11 protein-coding genes are annotated in these 20,953 nt (G+C 71.6%); 9 read left to right on the top strand and 2 right to left on the bottom strand.

Translation table 11 applies throughout. The annotated features are described in order from the left end of the window. The first annotated feature begins 32 nt into the window (after window positions 1–32). Both ACIQNG_RS11200 and ACIQNG_RS11195 read left to right on the top strand, forming a co-directional pair. Complete coding sequence (locus ACIQNG_RS11200) at window positions 33–857, top strand: Scr1 family TA system antitoxin-like transcriptional regulator (protein ID WP_401425831.1); 825 nt, start codon at window positions 33–35, stop codon at window positions 855–857. Then, complete coding sequence (locus tag ACIQNG_RS11195) at window positions 857–1,153, top strand: DUF397 domain-containing protein (RefSeq protein WP_401484096.1); 297 nt, start codon at window positions 857–859, stop codon at window positions 1,151–1,153. Before ACIQNG_RS11200 ends, ACIQNG_RS11195 begins: the two co-directional genes overlap by 1 nt. On the opposite strand, the gene ACIQNG_RS11190 is transcribed toward ACIQNG_RS11195, so the two are convergent. Together ACIQNG_RS11190 and ACIQNG_RS11185 are read right to left on the bottom strand one after the other, a co-directional pair. Next, window positions 1,142–4,090 (bottom strand): FAD-binding and (Fe-S)-binding domain-containing protein, encoded by a 2,949-nt coding sequence (locus ACIQNG_RS11190; RefSeq protein WP_401484095.1) that lies wholly within the window; start codon window positions 4,088–4,090, stop codon window positions 1,142–1,144. The two genes, ACIQNG_RS11195 and ACIQNG_RS11190, sit on opposite strands and share 12 nt — an antisense overlap. Window positions 4,091–4,384: 294 nt before the next feature. Next, window positions 4,385–5,551 (bottom strand): pyridoxal-phosphate-dependent aminotransferase family protein, encoded by a 1,167-nt coding sequence (locus ACIQNG_RS11185; RefSeq protein WP_401484093.1) that lies wholly within the window; start codon window positions 5,549–5,551, stop codon window positions 4,385–4,387. A gap of 99 nt (window positions 5,552–5,650) precedes the next feature. On the opposite strand from ACIQNG_RS11185, the gene ACIQNG_RS11180 reads away from it, so the two are divergent. From ACIQNG_RS11180 to ACIQNG_RS11150, 7 genes are all read left to right on the top strand, one after another. Further along, window positions 5,651–6,406 (top strand): IclR family transcriptional regulator, encoded by a 756-nt coding sequence (locus ACIQNG_RS11180; RefSeq protein WP_401484091.1) that lies wholly within the window; start codon window positions 5,651–5,653, stop codon window positions 6,404–6,406. A gap of 274 nt (window positions 6,407–6,680) precedes the next feature. Continuing rightward, window positions 6,681–8,183 carry an SLC13 family permease gene (locus tag ACIQNG_RS11175; RefSeq protein ID WP_401484090.1) on the top strand — a complete coding sequence of 501 codons (1,503 nt, stop codon included), beginning with the start codon at window positions 6,681–6,683 and terminating at the stop codon, window positions 8,181–8,183. Window positions 8,184–8,358: 175 nt separating this feature from the next. Then, entirely contained in the window at window positions 8,359–9,093 is a 735-nt protein-coding gene (locus ACIQNG_RS11170; protein WP_401484088.1) for a ribosome-inactivating family protein, read from the top strand. A gap of 17 nt (window positions 9,094–9,110) precedes the next feature. Next, window positions 9,111–13,169: a DUF6603 domain-containing protein gene (locus ACIQNG_RS11165; protein WP_401484087.1), complete on the top strand. Its 4,059-nt coding sequence runs from the start codon at window positions 9,111–9,113 to the stop codon at window positions 13,167–13,169. Beyond that, on the top strand, window positions 13,166–15,616 hold the full coding sequence (locus ACIQNG_RS11160) for a hypothetical protein (RefSeq protein WP_401484085.1): 2,451 nt from the start codon (window positions 13,166–13,168) through the stop codon (window positions 15,614–15,616). Before ACIQNG_RS11165 ends, ACIQNG_RS11160 begins: the two co-directional genes overlap by 4 nt. Further along, entirely contained in the window at window positions 15,613–19,479 is a 3,867-nt protein-coding gene (locus tag ACIQNG_RS11155; RefSeq protein WP_401484083.1) for a hypothetical protein, read from the top strand. Before ACIQNG_RS11160 ends, ACIQNG_RS11155 begins: the two co-directional genes overlap by 4 nt. Before the next feature lie 46 nt (window positions 19,480–19,525). Then, complete coding sequence (locus ACIQNG_RS11150) at window positions 19,526–20,923, top strand: hypothetical protein (protein WP_401484081.1); 1,398 nt, start codon at window positions 19,526–19,528, stop codon at window positions 20,921–20,923. Window positions 20,924–20,953: the final 30 nt, after the last annotated feature.

Genomic DNA, 20,953 nt, shown 5'->3' with positions numbered 1-20,953 from the left:
TCGGACTTGCGCAGTGTGGGAGTTGTACCGGCATGAACGGTTCGCGGCGGCGGTCACGCAAAAACGCGTCGGCGATGAAGATGGTGGGTGCGCTGCTGGCCCTCCACCGGGAGAAGGCCGGTTACACACAGAGAACCCTGGCCGAGCAGTTCTGCGTCAGTGAAGGACTCATCGCCTCCATCGAGCAAGGTCGACGGCCTCTGAAGCTGGATCTGGCCTGTCAGGTCGATCAACTGCTGCGCACGAATGGCACGTTGGAGACTGCCGTATGCAACATGCCGGAAGTGGATCTGGTCCCCAGGTGGGCCGAAGAGTACCTGGACCGGGAGCGTGAGGCGATCGTCATCTCCTCGTACGAGAATCAGGTGGTGCCGGGACTGCTCCAGACGGAGTCGTACGCACACGCGGTCTTCCGAAGTCGCGTCCCGGTGCTGGAGGAGGACGAGATCGCGCAGTTCGTGGCAAAACGAATCGAGCGTCAGGACCTTCTGCACCGAAAGGCACCCCCGGCCTCCAGCTTCGTGATCTGGGAGGCGGTGCTGCGTGACCAATTGGGCGGGCAAGAGGTGTACACGGAGCAGCTTCGGCATCTGCGCGAGCACAGCGAGCTGCCCGGTCTTACCCTCCAGATCCTGCCTCTAGGCCGCAGCACGCATCCCGCGCTCGACGGGCCCTTCGTCCTGCTGGAGACACCGGACTACCAGCGTCTCGCTTACACAGAGACGCAACGTGGCAGTCTGCTCATCTCCAACCCCGATGAGGTGACGATTCTGACCCAGCGGTGTGCAATGCTGCGGACGCAGGCTCTCAACCCCGAAGAGACCCGGGCCCTGTTGGACCGTTTGCTAGGAGATTGATGAGCACCGCAATGCAGTGGTTCAAGTCGAGCTACAGCGGCAGTGACGGCGGCAACTGCCTAGAAGCCGCCTACACCTGGCGCAAGTCCAGCTACAGCAATGATGAAGGCGGCGCCTGCCTCGAAGTCGCTGGCGCTTGGCACAAGTCCAGCTACAGCACGGAGCAGGGCGGCGCCTGCCTCGAAGTCGCCCCTCTGGCCGCAGCCATTCATATCCGCGACTCCAAGACTCCCGACGCGCCCCACCTCACCGTCTCCCCCCACACCTGGACGGCGTTTCTCCCCCTAGTCCAGTAGCGCCTCCCGAATCAACTGCACCGGGTGCCACGCATCCCGTTGCGTCCCGTGGAAGATCTGCTGTCGGCACGACACACCCGTGGCGACGATCACCGTGTCCTCCGGCTCCGCCTTCACCGCGGGGAACAGGCGGTCGTCGCCCACGGTCATGGAGACGTCGTAGTGCTCGGCCTCGAAGCCGAACGAGCCCGCCATTCCGCAGCAACCGGCGTCCAGCTCCTCCACCTCCACCCCCGGGATCCGCTTGAGCAGTTCCATCGTGGCCGCGGTGCCGACCTCGGCCTTCTGGTGGCAGTGGCCGTGGTAGAGCAGGCGGCGGCCGGCCAGCCACGAGGTCGGGTCCAGCCGGATACGGCCCGCGTCGATGGCCTCGACCAGGAGTTCCTCCACCTGGCGGACCCGGCCCGAGATGTCCTCCACGGCCTTGTCGCCGGGAAGCATGGCGCGGTGTTCGTCCCGCAGGGTCATCAGGCAGGACGGCTCACAGCCCACGATCGGGGAATCCGCGGGCGTCGTCTCCGAGAGGAGGTGGGCCAGCTTGAACGCCTTCTCGTTCGCGTCGTCCACCAAGCCCTTGGACAGGCTGGAGCGTCCGCAGCAACCGCGGCTCTCCAGACGGACCTCCCAGCCCGCCTGCTCCAGCATCTCCACCGCCGCCCGGCCGATCGTCGGCTCGGTGTACGTGGTGAAGGAGTCGGCCAGATAGGTGACCGTTCCCTGGGGTGCCGCACCGGGGCGGGACTTCCCGCCTCTGCGGCCGAACCAGCGCACCAGGTTGAGGCGCTCGAACCGGGGCAGCGGTCGCGCCGCCGTGATACCCAGGAAGCGTTCCATCAGGCGGCGCAGGAAGCCGATGCGGCTGGGCAGGTTGGACAGGGGGGCCGTGGCCGAGCCCAGGCGGTTCAGGAAGCGGATCGAGCCGAAGATCCTCGACCGCAACGGGACGCCGTGCTCGTCGTGGTGGTGGGAGAGCGCCTCCGCCTTCAGGGTGGCCATGTCGACACCCAGCGGGCACTCGCTTTTGCACGCCTTGCACATCAGGCACAGGTCGAGAACCTCATGGAGGCGTTCGTCTCCCAGCGCCTTGCGCGGGTCCGGCTCCGACAGGGCCTTCACCAGGGCGTTCGCCCGACCCCGGGTCGAGTCCTGTTCGTTGCGGGTCGCCATGTAGGACGGGCACATCGCGCCCGTGTCGGCCTTGCGGCACAGGCCGATGTTCATGCAGCGGTCCGCGGCGCCGCGCATACCGCCCACCACGTCGAAGGTGAGGCGGGTACGGAGTTCGGCCGCCGGGGGGAGCGCCGGATCACGGAGGTTCTCCGTCATCGCGGGGGCGTCCACGATCTTGCCGGGGTTCAGGCGGTCGTGGGGGTCGAAGAGGCCCTTGACGGCGCGCATCGCCTCGTAGAGGTCGTCGCCGAAGATCTCCCGGTTGAACTCGCTGCGGGCCAGCCCGTCGCCGTGCTCGCTGGAGTTGACGCCGCCGTACTCGGTGACGAGATCCTTGATGCGTTCGGCGACCACCCTCATGACGGTGATCTGGTTCGGGTCGGCGAGGTCCACGAAGGGGCGGATGTGCAGACAGCCCACGGAGCAGTGGCCGTAGAAGCCGGCGCTCAGTCCGTGCTCGTCGAGAATGCCCTTGAAGCGGCGGGTGTACTCGGCCAGGTGCAGCGGGTCGACGGCCGTGTCCTCCACGAAGGCCAGCGGGCGCCGCGTACCCTCGCCCGCGGCCATCAGCAGGCCGAGGCTGGACTTGCGGACCTTCATCAGCGCCGACTGCTGCTGCGGGGTGACGGCCTGAAGGGTGTGGTAGCCATGCCCCTGGTGCTTCCAGGCCGTAGTGAGCTGGCGTAGCTGGTCGATGAGTTCCGTCTCGTCGTCGCCGGTGAAGCTGACGAAGAGCAGGGCCTCCGGGTCGCCCTGGAGGATGGCGCCGAGGGAGGCGTACTCGATCTTCTGGCGGGAGAGATCGAGGATGGTCTTGTCCATCAGCTCCACGGCCGACGGGTGGCAGACCAGGGCGGACTCGGTGGCCTCGATCGCGGAGACCACCGAGGTGAAGTGGCCCACGGCGATGACCGTCCGGCGCGGCTTGGGCACCAGGTCGACCAGGCACTGGGTGGCGATGGCCAGCGTGCCCTCGGAGCCGACGACGAACTTCGCCAGGTCGAAGGGGACGTCCTCGCGGGCCAGCCGGTCCAGCCGGTAGCCGCAGGCGCGGCGCCAGAAGTCCGGGAACCCCTCGTTGATGGCGTCGGCGTTGGCCCGGATCAGCGGCGGGAGTTCGCGGTAGAGGCGGCCCTCCAGGGTGGGGAGGTCCGCGCGGCGCTTGCGCTCGGTCTCGTCCACCGGCTCCAGCCGGGCCGTGGTGCCGTCGGAGAGGACGACGTCCAGGGCGCGGACATGGTCGATGGTCATGCCGTAGCGCAGCGAGCCGCTACCGGCGGAGTTGTTGCCGATCATCCCGCCGATGGTGGCGCGGTTGCTGGTGGAGGTGTCGGGGCCGAACATCAGCCCGTGCTCCGCCGCGGCCCGGTTGAGCTGGTCCTGGACGACTCCGGGCTCCACCAGTGCCGTGCCCGCCTCGGGATCGAGGTCGAGGATGCGGTTCATGTGGCGGGAGAAGTCGAGGACCAGGCCGGGGCCGACGGTCTGCCCGGCGAGGCTGGTGCCGGCGCCGCGGGCCAGCACCGGGATGCCGTACTCGCCGGCCGCCACCACGGTGGCCTGCACATCGGCGGTGTGCCGGGGGAAGACGACACCGCGCGGCATGATCGAGTACATGCTCGCGTCGCGGGAGAAGAGGTGGCGGGTGTAGTCGTCGAAGGCGACCTCGCCGTCGAGATCACGGATCAGCCGCTGCTGGAGGTCTCGGTCTTCGGAAGACGCGGGGGCCGGTGGGGCGGTTCGGGTCTCTCCGTGGGGCGGTGTCATGGATGCGGCTCCAGGGGTGCCAGGTGGGTCTTACGGGGCTTGCGGGGCTTGCGGGGCTTGCGGGGCTTGCGGGGCTACAGGTCGTACCGGGCTTGCAGGTCGTACTGGGCTACCGGTCGTACGGGGCTACCGGTCGTACGGGGGCTCTCAGGTCGTACGGGGCTACCGGTCGTACGGGGGCTCTCAGGTCGTACGGGGCTACCGGTCGTACGGGGGCTCTCAGGTCGTACGGGGCTACAGGTCGTACGGGGCTCGCAGGTCCTTGCGTCGCCCCGGACGGGCGGAGTGGGCCGGTCAGGGCATGCGCAGGACGTCCAGGGCCGCGCCCAGTCCCGACGGGTCGGTCGGCACTCCGGACAGCTCCAGGCCCATCTGCACGCCCGCCAGGGTTCCGGCGAGGGTCAGGTCGTTGAAGTGGCCGAGGTGGCCGATGCGGAAGATCCGTCCGGCGAGCTTGCCGAGGCCCGCGCCGAGCGACATGTCGAACCGCTCCAGGATGATCCTGCGGACCTGGTCGGCGTCGTGGCCGTCGGGCATCAGGACGGCGGTGAGGGAGCCGGAGTGCTCGCGCTCGTCGGCGCACAGCACCTCCAGGCCCCAGCCCCGGACGGCGGCCCGGGTCGCGGCGGCGTGCCGGGCGTGGCGGGCGTAGACCTCGGGCAGGCCCTCGGCGTCCAGCATGTCCAGGGCCTCGGACAGCCCGTAGAGGAGGTTGGTGGCGGGGGTGTACGGGAAGTAGCCGCGCCGGTTGGCCTCGATGATCGGCGCCCAGTCCCAGAACGACTTGGGCAGCCCCGCGGACTTGGCGGCGGCGAGGGCCTTGTCGCTGACGGCGTTGAAGCTGAGGCCCGGCGGGAGCATGAGCCCCTTCTGGGATCCGGCGACGGTGACGTCGACGCCCCACTCGTCGTGCCGGTAGTCGATGGAGCCGAGCGAGGAGATGGTGTCGACCAGCAGCAGGGCCGGGTGGTCGGCGGCGTCGAGGGCCTCGCGGATCTCGGCGATGCGGCTGGTGACGCCGGTCGAGGTCTCGTTGTGGACGACACAGACGGCCTTGATGGACCGGGTGAGGTCGGCCTCCAGGCGGCGGGTGAGTTCGGCGGGGTCGGCGCCGTGGCGCCAGTCGCCCGGCACGAAGTCGACCTCCAGGCCGAGGGCGCGGGCCATGTCCTGCCAGAGCGTCGCGAAGTGCCCGGTCTCGAAACACAGCACGCGGTCACCGGGGCTCAGCGTGTTGACGAGGGCCGCCTCCCAGGCCCCGGTGCCGGAGGCGGGATAGATCACGACGGGGTTCTCGGTGCCGAACACCGGCTTGATCTGCTGGAGCACCCGCAGGCCGAGTTCCGCGAACTCGGGGCCGCGGTGGTCGATGGTCGGGGCCGACATGGCGCGCAGCACTTGGTCGGGGACGTTGGTGGGTCCGGGGATCTGGAGGAAGTGGCGGCCGGTGCGAAGCGTCATGGGAAAAGCTCCTCCGAAGTACTTGTGCCGTGAGATGGCACGCTATACCTTGATGTGGCATGGCGGAGCATAGGTTTCTCCGAGCGAGGGAGTCAATGGATGCAGAACGTTCTCAATGCGCTGCGCACGCTGGAGGAGGTCGCGGCCCGGCAGCCGATCGGTGTCGCGGACCTGGCGCGGGCCATGGATCTGCCGAAGAGTTCGGTGCAGCGCGCCCTGGTCACCCTGCACACGGCGGGCTGGATCCGGCAGGCCGCCGGGACGCCCACCCGCTGGACGGTGACGACGAAGGCGCTGTACGTCGGCCGGAGCGCCACCGGTGAGCTGGGCCTGCGGGACATCGCGGTGCCGGTGATGGAGGAACTGCGCCGGCAGACCGACGAAACGGTGCACCTGGCGGTGCCGGAGGGCGGTCGTATCGTGCTGATCGAGCGCCTGGAGACCAGTCAGCCGGTACGGATCATCCTGCCGCTGGGGCAGAATCTGCCCGCCCACGCCTCGGCCAACGGCAAGGCGGTCCTCGCGGCGAGTTCCGAGGACACCGTGGAGCGGTACATCGCCGCCGGGCTCGCCCGGTTCACCGACGCCTCGATCACCGACCCCGACCGGCTCCGCGCCGAACTGGCGGCGATCCGGGCCCGGGGATACGCGACCAACTCCGGCGAGTGGCGGGACGACGTGTCGGCGGTGGCCGCGGCGGTGGTCGCCGAGGCGGGGGCCGATCCGGTGGCCAGCATCAGCGTCAACGTACCGACCAGCCGGATGACGGACACCTCCCGTGAGACCCTCGGAGCAGCCGTACGGGAGGCCGCGGACCAGGTCGGGAAGCTGCTGGGGAGGTCGACCGGAGGCTGACGCTCCGCCGCCCCGGCGGGCCCGCACCATCGTCCGGCGTTCAAGGACCCCCGGGAGAAACTTCTGGCGCACCCCCTTGACGCACCCAGTTTTACGAGGTTTCCATACTCCCCATCGCGGAACACCCATTCCGCATAACGGAATTCGATGCGCCGGGACGGGACACCCCGGCACCATGCCGGGCCACGGCACACCACTCGACCCGACCGCACTCCGGGAAAGGCCGTGCCTGCACGCCCGCACCATGACCATCGACCGAAGGCGAGGAAGCCTCGTGTCAGATCATGTCATTTCCATCATCGCATTGGCGTTGGTATTCACCATCGCCACTTTCACCTCGGTACATATGGGAGCGCTGGCCATCGTGGCCACGTTCATCGTGGGCACACTCTTCGTCCATGAGACCACGGACGAAATTTTCGCAGGCTTTCCCGGAGATCTGTTCGTCGTACTCGTCGGCGTCACTTTCCTTTTCGCCATCGCCAAGAACAACGGCACAGTTGACTGGTTGGTCCATGCATCGACTCGGGCGGTACGCGGTCGTATCGCACTGATCCCCTGGGTGATGTTCCTGGTCACGGCGATCCTCACCGCCGTGGGCGCGGTCGTGCCCGCCGCCGTGGCGATCATCGCCCCGATCGGTATGGGATTCGCCGTCCGCTACCGGATCAACCCGGTGCTCCTCGGCCTCTTCATCATCAACGGGGCGAGCGCCGGCGGATTCTCACCGATCAGTATCTTCGGCAGCATCACCAATGGAGTCGTGGACCGGAACGACCTACCGGGCAATCCGACGCTGCTGTTCGCCAGTTCGTTCATCTTCAACGTACTGCTCTGTGTCGTGGTGTTCCTGCTCTTCGGCGGCCGGAAACTCCTCGGGCGGCGGGCCGAGGACCTCGACACCACCGGCACCACCGGCACCCCGGGCACCGCCGCGGCCGGATCGGGCGGCGGGAGCGCGGGCGGCGGCGGAGGCGGCCTTCCGCAGCCCCGGCCCCAGGGCGGCGGCAGCGGCGCGGGCGGCACCGGCGGCACCGGAGGCGGGGTGGCCCTCCAGAGCGCGGCCCCGGCGACCGCCACCACCACGGTCACCGTGTCCGACACCTCGGCCCCCGAGGCCCCCGAGGCCCCCGAGGCCCCCGAGGCCCCCGAGAGCCCTGAGGACCCCTCCGCGCTACGGCTGAACCGGGTCCGTGCCCTCACCCTCGTCGGGCTGCTCAGCCTGGTCGTCGGCGCCCTGTTCTTCGACCTGAACGTCGGTCTCCTCGCGCTGACCGTGACGGTCGTCCTGTCGCTGCTGTCCCCCGAGTCCGCCAAGGGAGCGGTGGACCGCTGCGCCTGGTCGACCGTCCTGCTCGTCTGCGGAATCGTCACCTTCGTCAGCATGATGGAGCGCATCGGCACCATCGACTGGCTCGGCACCAGCGTCGCCGACATCGGCTCCCCGCTGCTGGGGGCGCTGCTGATCTGCGCCATCGGCGCGATCGTCTCCGCCTTCGCCTCGACCACCGGCATCCTCGGCGCGCTCATCCCGCTGGCGGTGCCGTTCCTGCTGGCCGGTGAGGTCGGCGCGGTCGGCATGGTGATCGCCCTGGCCATCTCCTCGTCCGTGGTCGACTCCTCGCCCATCTCCACCAGCGGCGCCCTGGTCACCGCCAATGCCCCGGAGGACCAACGCGACACGGTCTTCAAGCGGTTGATGACCTGGGGGATGACCATGGCGGTGATCGCCCCGCTGCTCACCTGGACGATCTTCGTGGTCCCCGGCTGGCTCTGAGCCGTCCCCGCACATCACGTCCCACACGACGCCTTCGGCACACACCTCACCTTCCGGCACATGTCCGAAAACTTCCGCCGTGGCCCGCCACAGGCTTGCGCTCCCCTCAGGGCAGCAGCGAGCCTGTGGCGGGCCACGGCGCTGGGTACGGGAATCCGGGTGGGGGGAACGCGGAATGGTCGTACAGAACGGGGACACCCATGCGTACGCGGCGGGTTATGAATCGGACGCGGACTCGTTCCGCGCGATGATTCAGTTTCTGCGCCTGCGGTTCGACCCGACCATCGGAACACCCCAGGACCCCGACGCCCGGTTCGTCCGGGTGGATTTCGCCCTGGACTACGGGGCGAAGGCGGTCCGGGTCTACATCCTGAAACAGAACCTGTATGTCCAGGGCTGGTCGATCGGCCATGTCGGCGCCACGGAGCGATATCTCGCCGCCGTCCCGAGCCAGGCCGCGCCCCAGCAACCCACCCCCGTCCGCACGGACCGGGCCATCTCCTCGAATTACTCCGAAGCCGCCCCGGACTTCGAGCTGGGAGGGTTCCAGCTGATCACCGACCTGGACCTCCTCTACAACCATGTGGACAAGCTGGTGAAGACCGGGAAAGGCACACCCGCAAAAGCCGAAGAAGCCTTCCACAGGCTCATCATCATGACCGCGGAGATGGCCAGGTTCGGCGGATTCTGCGAGGAATTCCTGAAGGATTGGCCGGAGTCCTGGAGCCAGTACACCCGGCTGACGACCCCGGCCGGCGCGAAGACGATGTATTTCAACGAGGCGGTCAAGAAGTGGGACGACCTGTCGGCGGTGGTCCGGGGGACCAAGCCCGGCCTTCGCTATGCCGGACGTGATGTGGGACGGGCGGAAGCCACCCAGATCATGGGGGCCGGTGCCCTGCACCAGTAGCCGACCTAGGGGGTTCGGTGGATCTCGATGCCCTGGAAGCGCACCTCACGAGGCTGGGGGAGCCTCCGGTCCTGCGCGCCACGGACACCGCGCTGCCGCCGCGGCTGACCGACCTGCTGGCCACGTTCCCGAACGGCACCTGCCAGGGCACGGCCGGTTCGCAGGCGCCCCGCGTCGACGGCGGGAAGACCGCGCTGACGCTCGTCCTCACCTGCGCGTCCACCGCTTGGCCCGTCGGCGGGCGGGTCACGCTCGCGGTGACCGGTGTGACGGTGACGGTGTCGGCGGACGGCTCCGTCACCTCGGTGCTCAGCGGGACGTACGACTCCGTCGACGTGGTGTCCACGGTGACCGAGGGCGAGGACGGAGCACTGACCGCCGCCGTACGGCCACGGCAGCGGGGGGCGTTCGCCGACGCGCTGGACGACCTGGGCGGACGCCTCAGCGACAGCTCCGTGTGGCAGAGCGCCCGGGAGGGGCTGCGCGCCCTGGACCTCGCCGCCCGCGACGTCGCCGGGTTCGACTACCGGCTGACCCCGAAGGACGGCACCGTACCGGCCGTGTACGACGTGACCTCCATGGCCGTCGTCGCCGCCCTCGACATCAAGGTGCTCGCCCTGGAGATCGCGGTGTGGCTGCCCGACCTACGGGTCACCGGCCGGTTGCGCGACGGCGGGCCGCTCGACGTCCGCGCCCTGCTGGAGTCGTTCGGGCTGCCGGTGAGCGAGGTGCCCGCGTCGCTGGCCGTCAGCGAACTGTCGTTCACCGCGAGCCTCGGCAAGGCGTTCCTCGTCCGGATGACCGCCACCGGTGACTGGGGCATCGGCCCCTTCGCCCTCACGTCCCTCTCCCTCGCCCTCCACTACGCCCCGGTCCGCGGGTTCGTGGCCCAGATCACCGGCACGGTCTCGATCGGTCATTCCCTCGACATCGACGTGTCCGCCTCGCAGGTCGGCGGCGCGAAGGGCGGCTGGACCTTCAGCGGCGGTCTCGCGGCCGGGGAGATCGGGGTCGGCGAGGTGATCGACGCCCTGCGGCTGCCCGACGTCCCCCAGCCCCTGCGCTCCCTGGAACTCACCGGACTGCGGCTCTCCCACACCACCGGCACCAAGCTCTTCGACTTCCTCTGCCGGGGACAACTCACGATCGCCGACGGCGTCACGGCCTCCCTCGCGCTGACCGTCGCACGGGACGACACCGCGACCCGCTACGGCGGTCGGCTGACCGTCGACGGCCTCTCCTTCGACGTCTCCCTCGACGCGGAGCGCACCGGCACCGACCTCCTCGTCGCCGACCACCACGCCGACGACGACAGCGCCCAGGTCGCCTTGCGGGACCTGGTCGCCCACTTCTCCGCCGACCTGGCCGCCGGGATCCCCGACAGCCTGCGGATCGGGCTCAAGGACGCCAAGTTCGTACGGGTCAAGCCGCCCAACGGCCCCGCGGTGTTCTGCGTCGGGGTCGACCTGTCGGCCTCCATCGACCTGGCCGGGCTCCCCCTCGTCGGGGGGTTCCTCTCCGAGGCGGGCGGCGAACTCGCCGTCGACAACCTCCAGATCCTCTACTCCTCGGGGGTGTTCGACACCACCGCCGTCGGCGCCGCCAACGCGCTGCTCGCGCGGGCCCAGGTGGTGGAGTTGCCCACGGGCGGGCTGAAGGCCGGGCCGGCCGTCCTCGCCGACCTGCGCATCGGCCAGGAGCGGACCCCGGTCGCCCTCGGGCTGCCCGCGGGCAACTCCACCAACCCCACCGACCCCACCACCGACCCCACCGACTCCACCCCCTCCTCGCCTTCCTCCGCCCCCGTCGCGCCCAGCGCACCCTCCACCCCTGGTCCCGCCCCGGCCTCCAGCGGCGTCTGGTTCAGCGTCCAGAAACAGCTCGGGGTCCTCCAGATCAACCGCATAGGGGTGATGTACCAGCACAACGCGCTGCTGTTCGGTCTCGATGCCGGGGTGCGGCTCGGGCCGCTGACCCTGTCGCTGGACGGGCTGGCCGTCGGCTCCTCGCTGGAGCGGTTCGCCCCCGTCTTCCACCTCGACGGCCTCGGTATCGGCTACATCGCTCCCCCGGTCGAGATCGCGGGCGCGCTGCTCCATCTCCCCGCCGACCGGCTGGACCGGGGCGTGGCCTTCCAGTTCGACGGCACCGCGACCGTCGCCGTACCGGACTTCTCCCTCGCCGCCGTCGGCTCGTACGCCCAACTGACGGACGGACAGCCGTCGTTGTTCGTCTTCGCCCAGGTCGAGGCGCCCCTCGTGGCGGCGCCGCCGATCCTGGTCACCGGGCTGATGGCCGGGTTCGGCTTCCACCGGGAACTGGCCCTGCCCACCGCCCGGGAGGTGTCCGGGTTCCCGCTGCTGGCGCTGAACAAGCAGGGGCCGGACGCCGACCTGAAGCCCTCCGGCGTCCTCGATGTGCTGGAGGGACGGGTCCCCGCCGTGCCGGGCGGCCCGCTGCGGGAGTGGATCGCCCCGCGGCAGGGCTCGTACTGGCTGGCCCTCGGCATCGAGTTCACCGTCGCCGAGGTGGTCAACTCCAAGGTGCTGCTGGCCGCCGAGTTCGGCCAGGAACTCGCGCTCGCCGTGCTGGGGACCGCCACCCTCCAGCTGCCGATGCCCGCCGAGTCCGCCACCCGTACCTACGTCTACGCCGAACTGGGCCTCGAAGCGGTGGTCCGGCCCCTCGCCGGGAGCTTCGAGCTGGCGGCGCAGTTGGCCCCGGTGTCGTACGTCCTCACCCCCGCCTGTCATCTCACCGGCGGGTTCGCCGCGTCGGTGTGGTTCGGCGACCATCCGAACGCCGGGCAGTTCGTGGTCACCCTCGGCGGCTACCACCCGTCGTTCCGGCGCCCCGCCGGCTATCCCGACGTACCCCGGCTCGGTATCGACTGGGCGGTCAGCGACAAGCTGACGATCACCGCACAGGCGTATCTCGCGGTGACCTCGTCCTGCGCGATGGCCGGGGGCCGGCTGAGCATCGTCTTCCACGCGGGGGACTTCCGGGCCTGGTTCACCGCCCAGGCCGACGTCCTGCTGTCCTGGCGGCCCTTCTTCTTCACCGCCCGCCTCTCGGTGAGCATCGGCGCCTCCTACCAGCTCGACCTCGGGATCCTCCACAAGACGATCAGCCTGACCGTCGGCGCCGACCTGGAGCTGTGGGGACCACCGACCGGCGGCTCGGTCACCGCGCACTTCATCGGCATCTCCAAGACCATCAGCTTCGGCCCCGGCCGCTCCGACACGGACGCCACGGCGCTGGAGTGGGACGCGTTCGCGGACCTGCTGCCGAAACCGGCGGACGTCATCACGATCGCCCCCGTCAACGGCGTGGACAAGACCGCCGAGGACACCGCCCAGGACCGCGGCAACAGCGGCAAGGTGTGGTTCGTCCGCGCCCGCGACCTGCGGTTCTTCACCCAGTCCGCGCTGCCCGCCAGCCATCTGCGCCTCGGTGACACCCCGCTGTCCTCCCCCGGCCCCGGGGACGGGTCCGAGGACGGGCCCGCCGTCGACATCCGGCCCATGGACCACACCGGCCTGGTCGGCGAACACCGCCTGGAGCTGTACCACGAGGGCACGCGCGCCGCGCTGGACGGCTGGACGGCCACCGCCCGCACCCACACCCTCCCCGCCTCCCTGTGGGGCGCCCCGCCCCGCCCCTTCAGCCACACCCCGGACGCGCCCGGCGCCGAGGTGCTCCCCGACCGGCCCGTCGGCTACGACGTCCAGGCGCCCCGGCCCGAACTGGCCGCCTCGCGCGGGGTGTTCCCGCTCAGCGAGTACATGGCCGACGAGATCCCGCCCGGCCTGGCCCCGCTGCCCTCGGCCCCCGTTCCCGACCGTGACTACGTCTGCGTACCCGACGACTCCTGTGTGGAACGGATCGGGGCGACCGACCGGGGCCCGGCCCGCGCCGGGCGCGACCAGGTGTGCGCGGCACTGGCCGACGCCGGCTTGTTCAGCGGCCCCGCGGACACCCTGGCCGCGCTGGCGGCGGGGGCCGCCCACCTCTACAGCCGGGCTCCGCTTTCCCAGAACCCGGGCGCAGGAACAGGACCGAGGAGCCGGACGTGAGCCCGAGCCCGCAGCACCATCCCGCCCGCGACACCCTCCCCGTCGGGGACATCGAACTGCACGACCACTATCTGCCCGCCCTGCCCGCGGGTGACTACCGGATCGAGGCCACCCACACCCTGCGCACCGGCCAGGACGAGGGCGCGGGCATCGTCGGCGGGCCGTTCCGCGCCGTCCAGCGGTTCACCGTACGCGCCCCCCAAGTGGCCGTCGACAGCGCGGCGGTGCTCGCCCGGCAGCCACCGGACTCCGCCGAAGGACGGTTCGCCGAGGTGCTGCCCCATGTGGTGCTCGGCGACCCGCTGCTGCCGTGGGAGCGCCCGCTGCACGGCACGGACCGCACCACGCCCTGGCTGGCGCTGCTGGTCCTCACCGACGACCAGCTCAGCGGGGGGACGACCGCCCCGACCCGCACCGAGTCGACCACGGTGGACGGGCTCCTCGCCGCCGACCCGGCCGTGCTCAAGCCCGCACTGTCCCCGGAGGCGGACCTCGGGCGGGACGACCCGTGCGAGGTCATCCGCGTCCCCGCCGCCGTGTTCCCCCATGTGGTGCCCCGCCTGGACGAGTTGCGGTATCTGGCGCACTGCCGGGGCGCCAACACCGGGGACCGGCCCGTCCTCGGCATCGAGGAGGACGGGCTGTTCTCCGTCGTCGTCGCGCACCGCTTCCCGGCCGCGGGCCCGCCCGGATCGCCGCCGGAGGCCCGCACCAAGAACATCGTCCACCTGGTCTCCCTGGAGGGCCACGAACCGCTCCTGCGCGCCGACCCCGACTTCCAGGGCCGTACGTCGGTCGCGCTGCTGTCCCTGTGCAGTTGGACGTTCTGGGCCCACCCGGATGCGGGCGGGCACTTCCGCGTCCTCGCCGAAGGACTCACCCGGACCCCCGACCGCTCCCGCGCCGCGGACCGCGAGGAGATGTGGCTGCGGCTGCCCTCCCCCTACCAGGACACCGACGGCACCCCGGACGCCCGGCGGCAGGTGGCCCGGCGGATCGGTGACGGCTATGTGCCGCTGCCGTACCGGATCCGGTCGGGCGAGCGCACCTTCGGCTGGTACCGGGGACCGCTGACCCCCGTACCGCCCGTCACGGTCGACCGGGTGCGGACGGCCACCGCCGCCGACGCCCTGCTCGGCTACGACCCCGCCTGGGGCAGCTTCGACGTGTCGCTCGCGACCGCGTTCGAGACGGGCCGGGCGCTCGCGCTCGCCGACTCCGCCTACGTCCAGCAGCTCATCGCGTTCAAGCGCGCCGCCCACGACCTCGCCGACACCCTCTACCACCGGGCCACCAGCAGCCATCTGCCGCCGCGGGACGGCGACGAGGACCAGCCGCGCACCGCCCGCGGCGCCTTCTCGGCGCTGCTCGACGGGCCGTTGCTCACCACGCTCGGCGCGACCCCGTCCCGCCCCGTCGGCGCCTGGTCGCCGCCCGCACCCGCGCCCGCGCCCAGCGACCCCAGCCAGGACCTGGACACCTTCCTGCGGTCCGACGCCGCCCGCACCGCCGTCACCCGGGCCCTGGACGAGGACGACGGCCTGAAGGGGCAACTGGCCCCGGTGGTGGACTGGCTGGCGCGGCTGCTGCTGCTCCAGCCGGTGCCGTTCACCCAGCTCGTGCCCGACGCGCGGATGCTGCCGCCGGAGTCGCTGCGCTTCTTCCACACCGACCCGAACTGGCTGGACGCGCTGGTCGGCGGGGCGCTGGGGATCGGCGCGCAGTCGAGCCGGGACACGCTCCAGGACGCGGTGGTGGCCGACGTCGTACGGACGAAGGCGGCGGGCGCGGCGGCCCGGCACCGCGACGAACAGCGCGACGCCCCGCCCGGTGACCCCGACGGCACCCTCGGCGCGGTCTCCGGACTGCTGCTGCGCTCCGCGCTGGTCTCCGGCTGGCCCCACCTCGCCGTCCGCGCCGTGGACCCGGCGGGCCGGCCGCTGCCGGTGCTGCGGATGGAGCACCTGTCCCCCACCGTGCTGCTGTGCCTGTTCAACGGGGTGCCCGCCACCCTCGAACTCGCCGAACCGCAGGACGGCTTCTGCTTCGGCGTGGAGGACGACGGACTGGTCCCGCTGCGCAGCCTGCTGCCGGACACCGGCCCCCGGCTGCCGCTCGGCGAGCAACTCGGCGCCGACGTCACCTTCCCCGTCCTGGACCATCTGCGCCCGACCGGCGACCCGGCCGTCCGGGTCCTGGACCTCGGCTCGCTCGTGCCCGCGCTGTCCGCCGCGCTGGACGCCGCGCACGGCACCCCCGTCGGACCGCTCGGCCCCGCCGACCTCGCCCTCCAACTGGTCAAGGTCCCCGAGGCGATCCGCTTCGACGGCCCCGACGGCGACCGCTTCCCCGCACCGGAAGGGGACGGTTTCCCCGCACCGGAAGGGGACGGTTTCGCTGCCCCGGACGGAGACCGCTTCCCCGCCCCGGAAGGAGGCCGGGGATGAGCCCGCGCCCCGCCCTCGTCGTGCCGGTCGCCCTCGACGCCCTCGTGGTGTCCCCGGCCCTGCTGCGCCGGGACGGCTTCCGCACCTGGCGCCAGAACTACCTTGCCCTCAACGACTACATGAGCCCCGAACCCGACGAGGGCGACCGCCAGAGCGACGACCCCCTCTTCAGCCACACCGGGGTGCATCTGCACTGGACGCTCCCCCGGGGACTGCGCCACGGCGTGGAGGATCCCGCCACCGGTGCGGTCGCCTACCCGCTGGTGCCCAACCGCTGGCTCGTCACCCGCTTCAGCGGCACCACCACCCGGCACGTCCGGGCCTGGGTGATCGAGAGCGACTGCCCGCACACCCCGTACGCCCGCCAGCAGGGCCACGCCCTGGAACACTCCAGCCCCTACCTGGTCACCTCCGACACCCTGAGCGCCTGGTCGGCCAGCCCCGACCCCTACCGCAGCGGCAGGACCTCCAAGGCGCACCAGGCGGCGATCGGCCTCGCCTTCCCGCACACCGACGCCACCCCGTGGACGGAACGGGCCCCTCGGGACCCGCTGTTCCTCACCGCCATGGACACGGGCGACCCGCACTTCACCACCTACGTCCCGCACCACACCAACGTGTTCTCGTTCCTGGACGACCTCGCCGACCTGCCGGTCGGGGACACCCTCGGGTACCAGGTCGTGGGCTGGTACTCCGACCCGGCCGCCGACGTCCTCGCCACCCTCCCGCCCGGCACCTCCTACGCCGACCGGCTCACCCGGCTCGGCTGGCAGGACCCGCGTCTCACCGGCAACCCCATCCTCGACGCCGACGCCACCCCCGCCGTCCGCAGCCTCTACCAAGGTCTCGCCCTGACCGTCCCCTGGGACCCGGCGGCCACCGCCGCCCCCTCCCCCGACCCCCTCCACACCGTCAAGGACAGCGCCGCCCTCAATGTCGCGATCGGCACCACCACCGAGGACGCCTTCACCGCCCTCGCCGGACACGCCCTCCAGGCCACCGGCGCCCGGCCCACCGCCGACGACCTGCAACTCCTGCGCGCCTTCCTGCACGACCTGCTCCCCGTCGCGGACGAGAAGGGCGGCGACGAACGGGTGCGCCGGGCCGTCCACGCGGCCTCGTTCGGCGCCGGGCCGGGCGGATACCGCTGGACGGTGACCCCACCGCCCGTAGACCCGGCGGCCACCGACCCAGCCTCCACCGGCCCGGCACCCACCGACCCGGCGGCCACCGACCCGGCGGCGACCGACCCGGCGGCGACCGACCCGGCGGCTCCGTTCGCCCCACCCGCCTGGCTCGCCACCCTCAACGACGACCAGCACCGACTGGACAGCCTCCTCGGCGAGGTGCACGCCCACCAGTGGCGGCTCAACTCCCTGTGGCTGAAGAACGGCCTCCTCGGCATCCTGGACCCGCCCCCCGCCCACGCCCCCGACCAGGACGCCCTCCAGGCGGAACTCGACCCCACCCGCGAAGGCTCCCTCGCGCACACCGTGCGGGCGAAGGCGGCCGAGGCACGTGCCCTGGCGGAGCGGGTGCCCCAGCCGGACCGGTCCGTGCCGCACACCGACGCCCATGCCGCGCTCCTCGCCGGGATCGACGCCTTCGCCCGGGCCAAGGGACTCACGGACGGCGCCACGCTCAAGGCCGTGCCCCGGCCCCCGTACCGGCACAGCGTCAACCCCGTGGTCAGCCTCTCCGGGATCCTGCCCCCGGCCGACGCCACCGTCACCGACACGCCCGTACCCGTCCGGCCGCTCACCGACGGCACCCCCACCCCGCTGGTCAGCGCCGTCACCGTCCGGGGCAGGGCCGTCACCGCGACACCGGGCCAAGGGCCGATGCCCGCCCTCCCGGGCCCCGGCGGGCTGCCGGACGAGATCGCCGGGCTGCTCACGGAGTACTTCCTGCTGGACCCGGGCAACGCCCCCGCCCTCGCCGCCGCCACCGGACTGACGGCGGCGGACCTCGCCGCCACCCTCGCCGCACACCGGCCCGGCGACTGGGCCGGCACCCTGCCCGCGCTGGGCCTGGACCCCTGGGGCCAGCCCTGGGAACCCCTGTTCATGGAGTGGAAGACCGCCTACCACCACATCCCGCACACCGCCGCCGACGGACAGCGCTGCTGGGCCTTCGACGGCACCGACTACCAGTACGTCCCCGGCACGGCGACCACCCCGAAGCCGGTCGTCGTCAAGGGTGTCTCCGCCCTCGGCCCGCACCCCCGCGCCCTGTTCGCCGCCCGGCTGAAGGAGTTCGTCTCCCGGCACGGCTCCGCCGACCAGCGCGAACAGCTGCCCGGCTGGCTCTCGGCCATCGGCGACTGGGGTTTCCTCGCCCAGGAACTCACCGGGTTCAACGACCGCCTGGCGGCCCGTGACACCCGCGCCTTCCGCCGCCCCACCCCCCAGGACCGGCACTTCCCGGAGGTCGCGGGCCTCGTCGGCTACCCGGACGCCGCCACCGAGGACGCCCTGCCCGACCGCTACCGGGGCCGCGTCACCAGCGTCCCGTACCTCCCCGGCGGCGAGAGCGGACCGTTCCACGAGACCCGCCAGGGCCAGATCCACCTCGAAGAACTCTTCCTCTACGACAAGTTCGGCCGCGTCCTCGATGTCGTCAGCCCCGACCTCCAGAGCGGCGGCCTGCACGACTACCGCAGCTTCCCGCTGGTCATCGACACCGCCCTCACCACCGGGTCCTCGCTCACCCCCACCGTCGCCGCCGTCGCCCAACTGCCCCCGCGCCCGCTCCAGCCCGCCCGGCTCGACTTCGACCTCCTCGACGCCGCCACCGGCACCCGTGTCGTGGAGACGGCCGCCGACCCCAGCCCCGTCACCGGCTGGCTGCTCCCCGACCACCTCGACCGCAGTCTGCTGCTGTACGACCCGGCGGGCCGGTTCCTCGGCACCTACCGCTCGCTCACCGACGGCACCGGCACCCGCACCGGCCAGTGGGAGCCGCCGCCCGACGGCACGGTCGGCACCCTCGCCCAGGTCGAGGCGCTCGCCCCGACCGTCGCCGGTCTGCTGCGCTCCCGCGCGCTCGCCACCGACGCCAACCTCAGCGCGTTCCTGGACGTCATCGACTCGACGCTGTGGACCACCGACCCACTGGGCCGCCGTACCGACCAGACCCTGTCCGCCCTCGTCGGACGGCCGCTGGCCCTGGTCCAGGCCCGGCTGCGGCTGAGCCTCGACGGCCCGCCCCGGTCCGACACCGGCTGGGCGGCCAGCCTCCGTCCGCCGCCCGCCGCGTTCACCGCCGACCCGTTCGCCGTCCGGCTCGGCGACCAGCCCGCCCGCGACGACGGGCTGATCGGCTTCTACCGCGCCGCTCCCGGCGGGGGCTACGACTACGAGCGGTTCGACAGCGTCACGGCTCCCGACGACGGCCAGGACCTCGTCGTCCGCATCGGCCCGCCCGGCGCCCCCGACCCGTCACGGCCCCCCAACTACCCGACGCTGACCTTCGGTGACACCGAGCCGACCCGGCTGCTCCTGCTCGTCGACCCGCGCGCCGACATACACGCCGTCAGCGGCATCGCCCCCACGGTCTCCGTCACCGTCCCCCAGCAGCACGTCGACGGCGCGCTCCGCCGGCTCCAGGCCCTCTTCCGCTTCGGCCCCGTCATCGGGGACGGCGGCGAGGACGGCGCCCTCGCCTTCCCGAGGCCCAGCACCCGGCACGGCACCTGGTCATGGCTGCGCCCGGCCCCGCCGACGGGCGGCTCCTGGACGCCGTACGACCTGGTGCCCGCACTGCCGGACGCACGGTTCCCGGACCGTCCCCCCACGCTCGAAGACGGCCTGCTCCGTCTCCTCACCGAGCCCGAGGACGAGGACGAGCCCGACCAGCAGTAGCAGTAGCAACAGCAGCAGCGACAGCAGACCGATCAGGAGGCCCGCCATGTCCGATCAGCTCCCCCTGCTCACCTACCGTCTCTCCACCCGTCCGACCCCGCTCCAGGCGAGCACCCCGGAGACGGCGACCCAGGGCCGTGTCAACCTCACCGTGACGGCCGACCGGAACGACGTGTACTGCGACTGGATCCAGATAGCCGTGCCGGGCGACGGGCAGAGCGGGGGCGCGTACTTCACCGAGGGGCCCACGTTCTCCACGGACAGCGACCAGTGGGCGCTGGGCTCCATGGTCCAGGTGTCCGGGAAGCACATCGGCCTCGCCAGCGACGCCCTGTTCTACCGCGCCATCTTCCGCTACGCGGGCGACGACAGCCTTCCCATCGACGGCACCGTGCACTTCGGCCTCAGCGGGCCCCTCAGCGCCACCACCGGCACGCTCGACTACCACCTCACCGAGCACTCCGACACCTCGTCCGACCCCGAGGACTACACGGCGAGGCGGCAGGTCCTCCCGCTGCCCGTCACCCCGCCGGTGTTCTATCTGCACACCTTCCTGGCCCGCGACGGCGCGAGCGCCGACGCCCCGAAGACGAGGTTCGCCGCCGGCAGCGGCGTCTACCTCTCCTGGGAGAGCAACGGCTCGGACTTCCGGCTCTACGACGGCGACGGCCGGATCGTCTACAACGGGCCCGACACCTACTACTCCCTCGCCCCGGGTTCGCTCACCATGGACACCACGTTCACGCTGGAGGGGTCCATGGCCTCGGGCGGCGGAGGGGGCGGGGACGACTTCGAGCCGGTCTACCAGTACGCCGCCCTCACCCTCACCGTGCCGGACCCGACCCTGGGCGCGCTGACCGTCCGGGGGAACGTCGACGCCCAGTCCGCGCTGGAGGTGCACGGGGACACCTCGCTGAAGTCCTCCCTCTCCGTGCAGGGCTCGGCCGAGGTCGGGAACGCCCTGACGGTCAGCGGCACCGCCCAGGCGAGGAGCAGCCTCACGGTGAACGGCAACCTGTCGGCCCGCAGCAATGTGGACGTGGGGGCGGGCCTGGATGTCGCCGGCACCCTGAACGCCAACGGGACCCTCAACGCCAACGACACCCTGCGCGCCTACGGCCCGGTGGAGGCGGTGAGCAGCGACCACTACGTCCGGATCCGCGAACTGCGGGGCCCCTACGGCGAGAAGCTCTCCATCAACAGCAATGTCGACGTGCTCCCGGAGTGCGATGTCACCATCCAGGAGCATCTGTACGTGACGAAGGACATCAAGATCAACAACTATGGGGTGCTCTCCGACCGGGACCAGATCGGGCTGTACAACAACCACTACGGCGGCTACCTCTACGCCAGCATGTTCGTCACCGACAACCGCCGCACCCCGGCGGTGTGGGTCCCCGGCGACCGGGTGACGGAGTCGTACTGGCGGATCTCGCGCGACTGACGACGGACGAGGGGCCGCACCCCGGTGCGG

This window comes from Streptomyces sp. NPDC091377 (genome assembly GCF_044757045.1).
GTDB lineage: Bacteria > Actinomycetota > Actinomycetes > Streptomycetales > Streptomycetaceae > Streptomyces.
Note: the sequence above shows the minus strand (reverse complement) of the source record. Positions and strands in the feature narration are given on the sequence as shown.